The sequence below is a fragment of the Albidovulum sp. genome, assembly GCF_041919395.1.
Lineage (GTDB): Bacteria > Pseudomonadota > Alphaproteobacteria > Rhodobacterales > Rhodobacteraceae > Albidovulum.
Window position 1 is genome coordinate 1 of record NZ_JAYRTX010000087.1, and the last position, 14,616, is coordinate 14,616.

At 65.1% G+C, this 14,616-nt stretch carries 11 protein-coding genes; 3 read left to right on the top strand and 8 right to left on the bottom strand.

The window, feature by feature from the left end; all coding sequences use genetic code 11:
- The 6 genes from ACMUOO_RS13505 to ACMUOO_RS13530 form a co-directional block, all read right to left on the bottom strand.
- A partial coding sequence (locus tag ACMUOO_RS13505; RefSeq protein WP_413855511.1) for a sugar transferase occupies positions 1 to 474 on the bottom strand: 474 nt, incomplete at its 3' end.
- Between the two features lie 286 nt (positions 475 to 760).
- Positions 761 to 2,065, bottom strand: a complete 1,305-nt coding sequence (gene xylA / locus ACMUOO_RS13510) for a xylose isomerase (RefSeq protein ID WP_301919757.1) — start codon at positions 2,063 to 2,065, stop codon at positions 761 to 763.
- Positions 2,066 to 2,074: 9 nt separating this feature from the next.
- On the bottom strand, positions 2,075 to 3,511 hold the full coding sequence (xylB, locus tag ACMUOO_RS13515) for a xylulokinase (protein ID WP_301919758.1): 1,437 nt from the start codon (positions 3,509 to 3,511) through the stop codon (positions 2,075 to 2,077).
- A 1-nt stretch (position 3,512) separates the two neighbouring features.
- Complete coding sequence (locus ACMUOO_RS13520; RefSeq protein ID WP_301919853.1) at positions 3,513 to 4,280, bottom strand: ATP-binding cassette domain-containing protein; 768 nt, start codon at positions 4,278 to 4,280, stop codon at positions 3,513 to 3,515.
- An 11-nt stretch (positions 4,281 to 4,291) separates the two neighbouring features.
- Positions 4,292 to 5,611: a sugar ABC transporter permease gene (locus ACMUOO_RS13525; protein ID WP_301919759.1), complete on the bottom strand. Its 1,320-nt coding sequence runs from the start codon at positions 5,609 to 5,611 to the stop codon at positions 4,292 to 4,294.
- A 144-nt stretch (positions 5,612 to 5,755) separates the two neighbouring features.
- On the bottom strand, positions 5,756 to 6,778 hold the full coding sequence (locus tag ACMUOO_RS13530) for a substrate-binding domain-containing protein (protein WP_301919760.1): 1,023 nt from the start codon (positions 6,776 to 6,778) through the stop codon (positions 5,756 to 5,758).
- 208 nt (positions 6,779 to 6,986) lie between these two features.
- Here ACMUOO_RS13530 and ACMUOO_RS13535 point away from each other — a divergent pair, with 208 nt between their 5' ends.
- The gene (locus tag ACMUOO_RS13535) at positions 6,987 to 8,273 is read left to right on the top strand and encodes an ROK family transcriptional regulator (RefSeq protein ID WP_301919761.1); all 1,287 of its coding nucleotides are present in this window, start codon (positions 6,987 to 6,989) and stop codon (positions 8,271 to 8,273) included.
- A gap of 2 nt (positions 8,274 to 8,275) precedes the next feature.
- Entirely contained in the window at positions 8,276 to 9,793 is a 1,518-nt protein-coding gene (locus tag ACMUOO_RS13540; RefSeq protein ID WP_367891218.1) for a CRTAC1 family protein, read from the top strand.
- On the opposite strand, the gene ACMUOO_RS13545 is transcribed toward ACMUOO_RS13540, so the two are convergent.
- Positions 9,790 to 11,148 carry a cytochrome-c peroxidase gene (locus tag ACMUOO_RS13545; RefSeq protein WP_413855515.1) on the bottom strand — a complete coding sequence of 453 codons (1,359 nt, stop codon included), beginning with the start codon at positions 11,146 to 11,148 and terminating at the stop codon, positions 9,790 to 9,792. The genes ACMUOO_RS13540 and ACMUOO_RS13545 overlap by 4 nt on opposite strands.
- 103 nt (positions 11,149 to 11,251) lie before the next feature.
- Here ACMUOO_RS13545 and ACMUOO_RS13550 point away from each other — a divergent pair, with 103 nt between their 5' ends.
- Positions 11,252 to 12,091 (top strand): YihY/virulence factor BrkB family protein, encoded by an 840-nt coding sequence (locus ACMUOO_RS13550; RefSeq protein ID WP_301919764.1) that lies wholly within the window; start codon positions 11,252 to 11,254, stop codon positions 12,089 to 12,091.
- Here ACMUOO_RS13550 and ACMUOO_RS13555 read toward each other — a convergent pair.
- Positions 12,085 to 14,616: translocation/assembly module TamB domain-containing protein (locus ACMUOO_RS13555; protein WP_413855517.1), on the bottom strand; the 2,532-nt coding region annotated here is incomplete at its 5' end. The two genes, ACMUOO_RS13550 and ACMUOO_RS13555, sit on opposite strands and share 7 nt — an antisense overlap.

Here is a 14,616-nt window from a genome sequence, read left to right on the forward strand (position 1 = left end):
GGGATACATCTCGCACTGTTCGGGCGTGAAGGGCCGCGGGCCGACAAGGCTCATTGTCCCGTTCAGGACGTTCCACAACTGCGGGAGTTCATCGAGGCTCGTTTTCCGCAAGAAGACCCCGAACCGGGTGATCCGGGGATCGCGCGACAGTTTCTGACGATGCTGCCATTCCGCGGCAAGCGCCGGGTGCTCTGCAAGAATGCGGACGAGGGCGGCGTCGGCATCCCGAATCATGGTTCGGACCTTCCAGCACCGAAAGGTCCTTCCGTCACGCCCTACCCGCAACTGCGAATAGAACGGCTGCCCTCCGCCCATTGCAGCGACGCACGCAACTAGGATCATCAAGGGCAGGACAACCGGCATCATCAAGAGAACTGCCGCGAGGTCGAAGAGCCGCTTGCCGCGAACATTATAGTAGCGCGGCCGACTCAGCGAAAATGCATGGTCACGGAACTCGAAAAAGGGGGCAGCCATCCCAGTGTCTCCTAGGCAGGTTGTCCGGACGCCCCCAGATGTCCGATGCACGGACAGTATGGAAGGAAACGTTACGGATTTGCGACGCCTAATTTTTCCATCGCGAGAACAACCGGGAATACCGGCGGATTCGCGCCGGGATTCAGCCGAATCTTGGGCAAATGGTTAACCTTAAAGGCGAGTAACTTGGGAGCACCTCGCAAACGGCACGCGAATCAAGTGACCTCCTGCCTGCTGCCGGTGAGGCCATCGTGTTGGGCTGCCGGAAATCGAAAAGCAGCGCCGTCTAAACGAATCGGTTCCAGAGATTCTCCAACCGTTCCTGCCGGCCGGATCGCGGCTTCGGATCGAGCCCGGATTCCAGAACCCGCGCCGAGATCGACTCAAGCGTCCCTGATCTGAGCATGCGTTGCGCCTCGGGCTGGTCCCATCCGGCATAGCGTTCGGATCGCGAACGCTCGAGGGCACCGTCCTGCAACAGCGCGGCTGCCGACTTCAGCGCGCGCGCGCAGACATCCATGGCGCCGACATGTGCGAGGATCAGGTCCTCGGGGTCGAGGCTCTGGCGCCGGAGCTTGGCATCGAAGTTCGTGCCTCCGGTCGTAAGTCCGCCCGCCCGCAGGATTTCATAATAGGCCCGCGCCATCTCGGGCACCGAGTCTGGAAACTGGTCGGTGTCCCAGCCTGACTGGTAGTCGTTCCGGTTCATGTCGATGGAACCGAGAATGCCAAGCGATGCTGCCAGCGCGATCTCGTGTTCGAAGGAGTGCCCCGCGAGGATCGCGTGGCCCTGCTCGATGTTGACCTTCACCTCACCCTCGAGCCCGAAGTCCTTCAGGAAGCCGTAGACGGTGGCGACGTCGTAGTCGTACTGGTGCTTCGATGGTTCCTGCGGCTTCGGCTCGATGAGGATCGTACCCTTGAAGCCGATCCGGTGCTTGTACTCCACGACCATCTGAAGGAAACGGCCTGCCTGCCGGCGTTCGCGCGCAAGATCGGTGTTGAGAAGCGACTCATAACCTTCGCGCCCGCCCCAGAGGACGTAGTTCTGCCCACCGAGGCGGTGGGTCGCGTCCATGCATGCCTTCACGGTAGCGGCCGACCAGGCGAAGACGTCCGGATCGGGGTTCGTCGCGGCGCCAGCCATGAAGCGGCGGTGGGAGAAGAGGTTTGCCGTGCCCCACAGAAGCCGCGTGCGGTGCGTCTGCATCTTCTGACCGAAATAATCGACGATCGCTTCGAAGTTCTTCAGGCTTGCGGCGAAGCTTCCGCCCTCCGGCCTTACGTCGGCATCGTGAAAGCAGAAGAACGGGACACCAAGAATGTCGAACATCTCGAAGGCTGCGTCGGCCTTCAGCCGCGCATGGTCCATGGTGTCGCCAAACCAGGGCCGCTCGAAGGTCTGCCCGCCGAAGGGATCGCCGCCAGGCCAGGCGAAGCTGTGCCAATAGGCGACCGCAAAGCGCAGGTGATCCTCCATGCGCTTGTCCGACACCATCTCGTCAGGGTCGTAGTGGCGGAAGGCGAACTCGTTCTCGCTCTCCGGACCTTCGTATCGGATCGCCGGAATGCCCTTGAAAAAGCCGGTCATGGAAGTCCCTCAGGTTAGGCCCTTGATGGCGGATTGCGCGGCCCGGAATCGAGCGAAACCGTCGTCAAAGGCTGAAAGCAGCCGTGTCTGCGGCTCGAACGTGCGCGCGGTCGCCGGCGCGGTCGCAATTGCTGCCCCCGCGCCGGTTGCCGCCATGATCGCCAGTCGCGCGGCGCCGAAAGCGCCGCCGAAGTCACCGGCGACAGGAACGGAAACGGGCGTCGCCAATGCCGTGGCGATCGCCGAAAGCCAGTAGTCCGACCGCGACCCGCCGCCGACGGCGATGAGTCGGTCGATGCGCGTCCCGGTCGCCGCCAGCGCATCCCGGCAATCCCGGATCGCGAACGCCACCCCTTCGAGAACCGCCCGCGTTGCCGCCTCCCGGTCGGTCGCATGTTCAAGCCCGATGAACGCACCTCGGATCGCGGCATCGTTAAGCGGTGTCCGCTCGCCGCCAAGATAGGGCAGGAAGCGCGTCTTGCCCGGCGGCTCCAACGCGCCGAGCGCACCCGCGAGCATCGGCGCCTCGGTGCCTGCGAGCCGGGCGAACCAGTTCAGGGCATCCGTTGCCGCCAGGATCACTCCCATCTGGTGCCACTTGCCCGGCAGGGCATGGCAGAAGGTGTGGACCGCGGTGGCCGGGTCGGGCCGGTAGCCGTCATTCGCGGCGAAAAGCACGCCCGATGTGCCGAGGGAAACGAAGGCCTGTCCGGCGGAGACGACCCCGACCCCTATCGCCGCGGCAGCGTTGTCGCCTGCGCCGCCGGCAACGACGACATTGCGCCCAAGGCCGAACCGCGCCGCTATCTCGGGGCGGACCTGCGCCGAGACCTCCGACCCCTCGACAAGTCGAGGCATCGCCGCAAGCGGCAGGAAGGTCGCGGCAAGAAGCTCTTCCGACCATGTGCGCCTGCCCGTATCCAGCCAACTCGTTCCCGCGGCATCCGACATTTCGGCGACATGCTCGCCGGTCAGCCAGAGCCTCAGGTAATCCTTCGGCAGGAGGACCTTCGCCACGCGTGCGAAGACCTGCGGCTCGTGCGCCTTCACCCAGACGAGTTTAGGTGCCGTGAAGCCGGGAAAGACGGTGTTGCCGGTGATCGCGCGAAACCGGGGGTCGGCATCGAGCACCGCCGCCTCGGCGTGGGCGCGCGTATCGTTCCAGAGTATGCAGGGCCTCAGCACATCGTCGGCAGCGTCCAACAGGGTTGCGCCGTGCATCTGGCCCGAAAGCCCGATACCGCGGATCGCGGCACGCCGTTCGGCTGGAAGCGCGCCGATGGCGGATTCGGCGGCGGCAATCCAGTCTGCCGGAGACTGTTCCGACCAGCCATCTTGCGGGCGCGACACAGAAAGCGGCGCGGTCGCCTCCGCGACGATATTCTGGCCGTCGTCAATCAGGATGGCCTTCAAACCCGACGTGCCAAGATCCAGGCCGAGATACATCTCAGGCTGACCTTTCGGGTTTCTTGCCCAGGATGATCATGCCGAGGATGTCTTCGTCCGTGACCTCGTCGACATTGACGGTGCCCACAAGTTGCCCGTTTTTCATGACAGACGCACGGTCGCAGAGCTTCATCACGTTGTGGATGTCATGCTCGATCAGGAAGATTCCGAGCCCTTGTGCCTTCAACTCCTGGATCAGTTCCGCCACCATCTGTGTCTCGTGCGGCCCGAGCGCGGCCGTGGGCTCGTCCATGATGAGGATGCGCGCGTCGAAATAGACGGCGCGCGCGATGGCAACCGACTGCCGCTGCCCTCCGGAGAGGGCGGAAACCGGCACGTTGAATTTGCGGAAGTTGGGGTTGAGACGGCCCATGATCTTGCGTGTCTCGGCCTCCATGCGCGCATCGTCGACGAGGCCTGCGGATGTCACCAGCTCGCGCCCGAGGAAAAGGTTGGAAGCGGCATCCAGGTTGTCGGCCAGCGCAAGCGTCTGGTAGATCGTCTCGATGTTGTACTTTCGCGCATCCCGCGGGTTGTGGATCTCGGCCTTCTCACCGCTGATCCAGATATCGCCCGAATCCGCCTGATAGGCGCCGGAGAGGCATTTGATCAGGGTGGACTTGCCGGCACCATTGTGACCGAGCAGCCCGACAACCTCGCCGGGATAGAGGTCGACCGTGACGTGATCCACGGCCTTGATGCCTCCGAAGGCGATCGAGATGTCGCGCATCTCGACGAGAGGCGTGCGGGGCTTCTGACTGTCTAGCATGTTGGTCACCCCTATTTCGCGCGGCTGCGATAAAGCTTGTCCACATAGACGGCCAGGACGAGCACGATGCCGACGACGATATCCTGCATCGCGGCGTCGAAACCGATCAGAACCATGCCGGTCTTCAGGCTCTGCATGACGAGCGCGCCGATGATCGCGCCGTAGATCGTGCCCACCCCGCCGGCGAGGGACGTGCCCCCGATCACGGCGGCGGCGATGACGTAGAGCTCGTCGAGCTGGCCGAGCGAATTGGTGGCGGAGTTGAGCCGCGCAGATGCGACGACGGCCGAAAGCCCAGTCAGGAAACCCATCAGCGCAAAGATCTTGACCGTCATCCAGCGCGTGTCGATCCCGGCGAGTTCTGCCGCGTCGGGATTGCCTCCGATCGCCAGGACATAGCGGCCGAATCGCGTCCTGGTCATGAGGAACGTCATCCCGATGCCGACAACCGCGAGAACCAGAACCGGAATGGCAAAGCCGTGGCTGATGAATAGGCCGCCTTCGGGGACTTCGATCCCCTGCGCTGCCGCGTACTGGTTCACGATTCCGCGCGGCCATGGATAGGCGTTCACGAGCAGCACCGACCCGATCACAAGTCCGCACCCGAGGACGCCGAGCGTGTACTCGGCCCACATGGGCCGCAACGGAAAGTCGAACTTGAGTCGCTGCTTGCGCCCCTGCACCAGCAGCCAGACAATCCCGGAGCAGGCGGCGAGCCCCACGATCCAGCTGCCGGTCGCGCCGATGGAACCATAGGGGCCTCCGCCGATCAGGGCGAAATTCGCATCCACCGGAGAGATGGTCTCACCTCGCGCCAGAAGGAAGGCCGCGCCGCGCCACACAAGGAGGCCACCGAGCGTGACGATGAAGGCCGGGATCCCGCGGTAGGCGACCAGCCACCCGTGAAAGGCGCCGATCGAGGCTCCCACCGACATGCCGACGATGGAAGCGATGATCCATATCGCCGGATGACCGAGGCCGAGCCACTGCGGCAGGACCCAGACTTGGGTGATCCCCATGACCATGGCCGCGAAACCGAGAAGGGAGCCCACGGAAAGGTCGATGTGCCTCGTGATGATGACCAGCACCATCCCGCAGGCCATGATCCCGATGGACGCCGTCTGCACAGACAGATTCCAGAGGTTCCGGGGCGTCAGGAACACACCGCTGCCGTTTGCGACGATGCCGTAGATATGAAAGCCGACCCAGATCGCGACGAGAGCACCGACCATGCCCAGAAGGCGAGTGTCGATCTCGGTGGCCCTGAGGAACCGGCCGAAAATGCCCGTGGCGGGATTGCTGGCGGAGATCCGAGAAGTTGTCTGCGTCATGGCGCACCCGCACGTTTAAGGGGATCGGTGCTTGCGCGGTCAGGCGTGACAGGGGTTGCCTGACCACATCTTGGAAGCGCCTGACCGGCGCCCGCCCGAATTGACCGACGCCGGATCGGTCCGGCGTCGGTCAAGTGGCTCAGTTCACTGGCATGCAGCCACGTCAGACGCAGCGCCCTCGCAGGCCTGCTCCTTCGAGATGTGGCCTGCGTCGATGACGAGGTTAAGCGTTTCCTTGGTGATCGGGGTCGGGGCAAGGAAGATCGCGTTCATCGCCACCCCCTTCTCTCCGCCGGACCACTTTTGAGCCCCCTGGACCGCATCCATGGCCGTACCCTTGGCAAGCGCGACAGCGATCTCGCCCGCGGCCTTGCCGAGCGCACGGCTGTCCTTCCAGACGGACACGGTCTGCGATCCGCGGGCCACGCGGTTCAGCGCCGCAAGGTCGCCGTCCTGTCCCCCGACCGGAACCGTGAGACCCTGGGCCTGCAGCGCTGCGATCACACCGCCGGCCATGCCGTCGTTCTCGGCGAGAACCGCGTCGATGGCGTTGTTGTTGGCGGTCAGGCACTGCTCCATGTTCGCCTGCGCGTTCTCAGGCTTCCAGCCGTCCGTATAGGTTTCGCAGACGATCTTGATCTTGCCTGCCGCGACGTCTGCGCCGATCACTTCTTCCATGCCCTCGCGCAGGAAGTCGGCATTGGGATCGCCAGGGTCGCCCTTGATGATCGCATAGTTCCCTTCGGGCTGGGCGGCCTTCACCGTTTCGGCGATGATGCTTCCGACGCCCTTGTTGTCGAAGGTCAGGTAGAAGGCGCGCTCGTCCTCGATCAGGCGGTCATAGCCGACAACCGGGATGCCTTCTGCCGCAGCCTTGTCGACTGCCGGGCCGATCGCATCCTTGTCCATGGCGAGGATGATCAGCGCCTCGGCCCCTTGGGCGATGAGCGCCTCGACATCCGTCAGCTGCTTGGCGGCGGAGGCCTGTGCGTCCGCGGAGATGTAGGTGGCGCCGGCTGCTTCCAGCGCCGCCTTGATGGCGGCCTCGTCGGTTTTCCAGCGCTCTTCCTGGAAGTTCGACCAGCTCACGCCGATCGTCTGCGCCCAGGCCGAATTTGAAGCGAAACCGGCCGCCAGGGCGACGGCCGCCAGAATGGACTTGTGCATAAGTTCCTCCCGTTGGTGGGCATGCCGCCCGGATCGACGGATTCGCCGATACAGTGTCGAAATTGCCTTCAATAATTTCACTTGTCAAATTAAAAGTCAGACCGCACACTGATACCGCGCAAGATTGATGCGATCTTGGGTGCCGCAACGCAGAGAATCGAGCGCGCCCGCAAAAAAGTCGCGCGCCTTTAATTAGGTGGACTAAGAAATGAAGGACCGGGAGGCGCGTGCCGTGCGCAGGATCGAGGCGCGAACGCAAGGATGCGGGCCCCTGATCCCCTCTCTCACCGAGTCGGCGCGCCCCCTCCGCCAGCAGATCTTCGAAAGGGTCCGGGCCGCCGGCTACATGCCGCGCGTGCAGGTCGCAAAGGAGCTCGGTGTCAGCCCTGCCTCCGTCACGACTCTGACGTCGGAACTGATCGAGATGGGGCTGCTCGAGGAAGTGTCGACGCAGCGTGATGTCGGGGATGGCGGGCGTGGACGTCCGGCGGTGGCGTTAGGCGTCCGCGCGGATGCAAGGCTTGTCGCCGGCGTCAAGCTTTCGGACCGCGAACATACCGCGGTGATTGTGGATTTCGCCGGCAACCTCATCGCCGACGAAGCCATCACACGCCAGCCGGGCGCGATGGAACTCGCCGACCTTGTTGCCGCGACCGCGACACTTGTCGGACGGCTCTGCGAGAAGGCCGGAATCCTGCCTGAAAAGCTCAGCGCCATAGGCCTCGGCGTGCCGGGGTTCGTCGATACCGCGACCGGTATCGTCCACTGGTCTCCGGTCATCGCAAGCCGCCATGCGCCGCTCGCCGCGGCCGCGAGCGAGAGGCTCGGCCGACCGGTTCACGTGGATAACGACGCGAACCTTGTGACGCTCGCCGAGTTGTGGTTCGGGGCCGGCCGCAGCCTTTCCGACTTCGCCGTGCTCACGATCGAACACGGGGTCGGCATGGGCTTCGTGATGAACCATCGCATCTATCGCGGCGGCCAGGGGCTCGGAATGGAACTCGGCCACACGAAGGTGCAGCTTGACGGCGCTCTCTGCCGATGCGGCCAGCGCGGCTGTCTGGAGGCCTATGTCGCGGATTACGCACTGGTGCGCGAGGCAACCACGGCCCTGAACCTGACCAGCCGCGAGACCCAGTCCGTCAATATCCTCCTCGAAAGCCTCTACGATCACGCCAAGGCCGGCAATGCCGCAGCACGCTCCATCTTTCACCGGGCCGGACGCTACCTCGCTCTGGGACTGGCCAACGTGGTGAACCTCTTCGACCCCGAACTGATCGTCCTCTCGGGTGAACGGATGCGCTATGACTACCTTTACGCCAACGAAACGCTGGGCGAGATAAAGGCGCTGGCACTCAATACCGGGCGCCCGGCACCGCGTATCGAGATCCATGCCTGGGGCGATCTGCTCTGGGCCCATGGCGCGGCGGCGCTGGCGCTGTCGCAGGTGACGGAACAGTTGTTGAGCCCCGCACGGGAAGTTGCCGCCCAATGAGGATGATCGTCCTAATCGTAACGACCGCCGCGTCGCCGGCCGCGGCAGCGCCTCTTTTCGTCGATCGCGCGGGCGACTTGCCGGTCGCACATGTTTATGAAGGCGGGTGGGAGCATTTTGTAGGCGGCGGGGTCGCCGTGTTCGACTGCAACGGCGACGCCAGGCCGGAGATTTTCGTGGCCGGCGGTACCAACCCCGCGCGTCTGTTCGTGAATATCACCGGGGGCGCGACATCGCCGCTCACCTTCGCGCTGGGCGACGCACCGCCGATCACTGGCGTGACAGGAGCCTATCCGCTCGACATCGACGGAGACGGCGCGCTTGACCTGGCCGTGCTGCGGGTGGGACGCGACATCCTGCTGCGCGGCGGGCCTGACTGCACCTTCACTGACGCCTCGGCGGCCCTGGGTTTCAACCCTCGCGACGCCTGGACAACGGCCTTTTCGGCCATCTGGGAGAAGGGGGCGAGCCTTCCGACACTGGCCTTCGGACACTATGTGGACCGCGCCAACCCCAAAGGTCCGTTCGAAGCCTGCGACACATCGGACCTCTATCGACCTTCGGGACGAATCTACGGTGCACCCGAGACGATCTCACCCGGCTTCTGCACACTCTCCATGCTGATCAGCGATTGGCGTCGCTCGGGCGAGCCGGAGCTACGTGTCTCCAACGATCGTCACTATTACGTTCGCGGCGGCTACGAACAGATGTTCCGCCTCAGCCCGCTCGCCGAGCGGACGGAGGACTGGCCCCGCGTCTCGCTCTGGGGGATGGGGATCGCCAGCCAGGACCTGAACGGCGACGGGTTGCCCGAAGTGATGATGACCTCGATGGGCGACCAGCTTCTCCAGTTCAATACGGGGACCGGCTTCACCGATGCACCCTATGAACTCGGCACCTACGCGCAGAGACCGTTCATCGGCGACGATGGCCGGCCCTCCACCGGATGGCACGCCGAGTTTGCGGATGTGGACAACGACGGGCGAATGGACATCTTCATCGCCAAGGGGAACGTGGATCAGATGCCCTCGAACGCGATCCATGACCCGAACAACCTCCTGATGCAGCAGCCGAACGGAAGTTTCGTCGAGAGGGCCGACGTGGCCGGCATTGCCACGACCGAACGCGCGCGCGGAGCGGCGCTCGCGGACTTCGACGGCGACGGGCGGCTCGATCTCGTGGTGGTGAACCGACGCGCGCCACTGGAACTCTGGCAGAACGCGACCCCGGATACGGGCCATTGGGCCGGAATAGAGCCGCGGATGGAAGGCAACAGCCGCGCCGTCGGCGCCTGGGTCGAACTCCGCGCGGCCGGAAAGGTGATGGCGCGCGAAGTGACTGTCGGCGGTGGACACGCAGGCGGCCAGGCCGGTCCGCTCCATTTCGGACTCGGAGCCGAGATGAAACCCGAGGTTCGCATCATCTGGCCAGACGGCACCGTTTCGGACTGGACGTCGCTTCCCGCTGACCGGGTGACGGAGGTCTGGCCGGACGGCCTATCACTGCGCCTCGGGCTCTAACGCTCCACCGGAAGCCCGCTTGGCACGGTCTCGGGCATGCCGAGGCGGCCGTCGATTGACGCCTGGTCGCGCAGCGCTCCGAGAAAGGCGATCAGTTGCGCCACCTCTATTTCCGACAGCGGCCTGCCCGGCAGCGCGGCCGCCTCGATCACACGCACTTCGTCGGGCGAATCGAGGATTGCCCAGTCGGGCTTGGCAAGGTCGATGGCCGGAAGCACCGCCAGACTGCGGTCATAACCCGAAAGCCCGATCGAAGGGTCGGCGTGATGACGCAGAAACGCAGCAAGATCGGACCACGCACCGGCGTGGCCCCAGGGACCTGTCGCGGTGACATTGCGAAGCGACGGCGTGCGGAAGGCAAAGGCATCGTCAGGCCGGTTGGTCACCCGCATCCTGCCGACGTCGCGGGAGTGTCGCTCGAACCGCTCGGCCTTTCCGGGGCCAAGCTGTGGCTCGCCCATGGCGTGGAAGTCGTGATCAGTCTGGAACTTGCCCGCATGACAGCCGGAACAGCCGGACTTGCCATAGAACAGGTCCATACCCGCCTGTCCCTCGGGTGCGAGGGCCGTCCCGCCGCGCAACATCAAGTCGAAGGGCGAGTTGTCGGACCGCCATTCGAAGGCAACGAAAGCGGCGATCGCATTTGAGATGTCGGTGAAGCCGATCGGGCGTCCCCCGGCGATGTCCGGGTAGGCGGCCGAAAACATGGCACGGTATTCCGGTATGGCCGAGACGCGCTTCGAGAGAATGTCCCAGGCCCCGCCGGGCCGGGTAATGACGCCCTCGCGCACGGCCGTCGACACGTCGTTCTCCTGATAGTGCCCCGCCATCTCGTCGGGCGAAAGCACCGGGAACATCGTCTGGGCCGAAAGGATGGAGGCGAAACCGGCCACCATGTCGTCTTCAAGCGGGGTCCTCAGTCCCGATGGGCGGGAAGGGTCGACTTCGATCCGCCCATCGTGAAACATGACGGTGAATTCGCGCGCGCCGAGATTGAAGAGGGCCTGTGCGTTGCGGGGAATCCGCTGCTCCGGCGGATTGGCCGGATCGGGCCTGCGCTCGGGCCCGATGCCGAACCCGCCTTCACCGAGGCCCAGCGAGAGCCCGTCGGACGTGGCGAAGCGCGGATGGTGACAGGTCGCGCACGAGATGTTGCGGTTACCCGAGAGGATCGGATCGAAAAAGAGCATCCGCCCGAGCCGGGCTTCATCCATCGAAACGGGGCCATAGTCGGCGTCGGTGATCGGTGCGGGGATTTCCGCGCCCGCCGCAGTCGCCGCCCAAAGCGTGAGCAGTGCTATGAACCGCAAGGCGAATCCTCCTGACCGCCAGTGATACCGCTCGATCTGATTCATGGGAACGACTGACCGCGACTGTCGTTAGCATTCCGCCGTCACCCCCGTTGCGCCCGGCATGCGCGCGCGCGAACATGTGGTGCTTAAAGTACGGAGTTCCCGCTTGGCCTGGGCAACCTACATGATGAAGCTCGCTGTCGCCGTCTGGAACGCGATGGATGAGCGGCACATGGGCCTGCTCTCCGCGGGCGTGGCCTTCTATGCGATGTTCGCACTCTTTCCGGGGATGGCGGCGACAATCGCGATCTGGGGATTTTTCGCCGACCCGATCGTCATGCGGGAATACCTGGACCAGATCCACGGCGTCATTCCGGACGCCGCGTACGGCGTTCTCGAAGCCCACCTCGACGCGCTTCTGGTTGCAAACAACCGGGCACTGGGCTGGACCACCATCCTGTCCTTTGTGGTCGCACTCTACTCGGTCCACAGCGCCGTTGCCGCACTCGTGAGCGGGCTCAATGCGATGCATGATCGCGGCCACCGTCCCGGTCTTTTCCGGCTGCTCTGGTCCGTCGTGCTCACTGGCGCGGTGGTTGCGCTCGTGCTTTCCGCGCTCGTCGTGGTCGTCACCGTGCCCGTTGCGCTCAACTTCCTGCACGTGGACTATCTGGGGTCGTTCATTCTCTTCTACCTTCCCTGGGTGGTCATGTTCGCCGTCCTGTTCGTGGTCCTCGGTCTCTTCTACCGCTGGGGCCCGACGTCCGAGAGCCGCAGCCACCGCCACTCCTGGGTTTCGCCCGGGGCCTTCGTCGCGGCGATGCTTTGGGTCGCGGCTTCCATCGCCTTCTCGGTCTATCTCGCCTATTTCGGCGCCTACAACCGCATCTACGGCTCGATCGGGGCGGTGATCGCCCTGCTCATGTGGCTCTACATCTCGGCCTATATCGTTCTGTTCGGCGCCGTCCTGAACGAGGAACGCGCGCGCCTGCGCCGCGCTCAGTAGTCACGCTCGTAGTAGATGCCGATGCCGGTCGAGCCGTCGGACCCGACAGTCCCGCGCGCGGTCACGCCGGGCCTTACATCGAGATTGAGGTTGATCTCGGTCTTGCCCTCGGCGCCCAGGGTGACGTCGGAATAGAGCTTCTCCGACAGGTACTTTCCGGCCCGCACGGCTGCCGATCCCTCTTCGTTCGTCGTGACGTCGAGATCGTCGAGACCGAAGGAGTTCCGCAGCTTCGACACGATGCCCTCGCCGCCGCGTCCCGCAAGCTCCGCCACGGCCGAGGCGAGTTGCGCGGCCTGAAACGGCGACAGGTTATTGAGCCCACGGCCGAACAGGAGGCGCGCGATGACCTCCTCTTGGGGAAGCTCTGGCGACGAAAGGAAGCGGATTTCCGGCGCTGTGGCCTCCCCCTCTATCACGATGGTCGCGGTGATTCCGTCGGCTTCGCTTTGCGCCGCGAAGCGGATGTATGGCGTGAGCGCGCCCTGAAGCTCGATCATTCCCTCGTCGATAGTGAAGCGCTTCGCCAAGAGGTCGAGCCGACCGCGAATGAGGCTGAACCGACCCGAAGGCACGACATCGGAGGTCGTTCCCATCAACCTGAGCGACCCGCCCATCTCGGCGTCAAGTCCACGCCCGCGCACGAAAATCCTTTCGGGCGCAGTGATGGCAAGGTCGAGGGGATAGGACGACACCGGTCGCGTTGACCCCTGATCCGGCTCTGTCAGCCCGGCCCTTACCCGCGTCTGGCGAGAGCCGGCCGGTTCGCGGACATGCACGATGTCGCGCAGAAGCGGGTCTGCGCCAAGGCCCGTGGACGGCACCCGGACCTCGGTTCGGCCAAGTGTGACCTCGCCCGCGATCGCCGCTCCGCCGAGGAGAGGGCCATTGACGCGCACGGTTCCGCTGACCGTCGTGTCGAACAGTTCGGGATCGCGGAGCCGTGCCGCCGAAAGACGGATTGCGAGGTCGCCGGGATAGGGCCGGGTGAGCGCCACCGACCCCGACAACGCCAGGTCGCCACCGCCGCGCACCGCAGAGGTGCCGGACAGCGCGGCCGTGCCTTGGGCGAGATCCGCAGACAAGGAGAGACGCTCCAGCTCGATCCCGAAGGTCGGTGCCACAAGCCGCCCGCCGTCGAGTGACACTCGGCCGGAGAGCGAGGAGAGGCGCGGCGGCCCGCTGAGCCGCAGGTCGAAGGTCACCGGCCCCGTGACGTTGCGCGGTTCGATGAACGGGTTGATGACAGCCGACTGGCCGCCGCCGGTGAGGACGAGATCGGTCGATGAAAAATCGGACGCGACGCTGCCCTTGACCTGAGCATTGGTGGCGCCAGGGCCGTCGCCCGTCAGGTCGACCTCGTATCCGAGCACCGTCTCGGTTACCGTGCCGCTTGCCGTCAGAGGCCCTGGAAAACCGGGCGCGAGGATCGCAAGGTCGGCGAGCCGCGCAGAAAGTTCGATCCGCCGGGTATCGCCGTCGATCACTCCTGCCGCCCCCACTGTCACTTGCGGGTTCGTGAGGTTCAGCGTCTCGAGGCGCAGCCGCCCATCACGCTCATTGACAACCAGCCGAAGGTCCGCGGGACCGGCAAGGATACGGTCGATCTCCGCCTGGCCAACCCCCAGCCGGTTGCCGGACGCGTCAAGGGTCATCTGCCGGGTACCTTCCGCCTCGGTCAGACGCGCCTGGCCCTTCAGTGCGCCTCGGTATGATGGTCCGAGCGCCGAGAGGTCCGAGAAGTCGAGCGAGGCCCGAAGGTCCGAGGCACCCGTCGCCAGCCGTCCGGACACCCGTGCAGACAGTGTCGAAGCCGACACATCGAGGCGGCGCAGGTTGATCCCGGTCTCGTCCCGGGCGGCGGAGAAGGCGACCTGACTTTCCCCCGCGAGCAAGCGGTCGATCTCGGGCACGCCAACCGCAAGGCTGGTCCCGGTGACCTTCCCCTCGACGTCGAAACGGCCCGAGAGCACGCCGCCCGATCCCGAAGCCGAAAGCACGCCCGCGCCGGCGACCGGCCATCCTGCAAGGGCTGCGAACCGGCCGAGATCGGCGACCTCGGCCGAGATCTCGCCCGAAACCACGGTATCGCCTTCTCCCGCAGAAACTGTTGCCCGGCCCTTCGCGCCATATCCCTGGCCGGTCACGTCGAACTCCGGAAGCCGCAAGGGCTCGCCTTCCTGCCATGAGAAGATCGTCCGTCCGGAAAGGTCCGGCCCGATGGCAGCGGCAAGTGCGGGATCGGCAGGCGTGATGCCGGTTGCGGCGAAGGTGACGGTGCCGCCGGCGCGGGGCCGCGTGACCCCGAACGTCCCGGCCAACCCAATTCGTCCCGAACCGTCGAGCGTCAGCGCCGCCAAGGTGAGGCCGTCGCGCCGGAAGCCGCGAAGGGCACCGTCAAGCGTCCAGCCGTCGCCGCGCGAATGGTCGTAGCGCAGCTTCAGTTCGCCTGATCGCACGAATGTGCGCGGGCCCGGGATCGGCAGAAGCACGTCGCCCCCTGTACCGAGACCGAGCCGGACGGT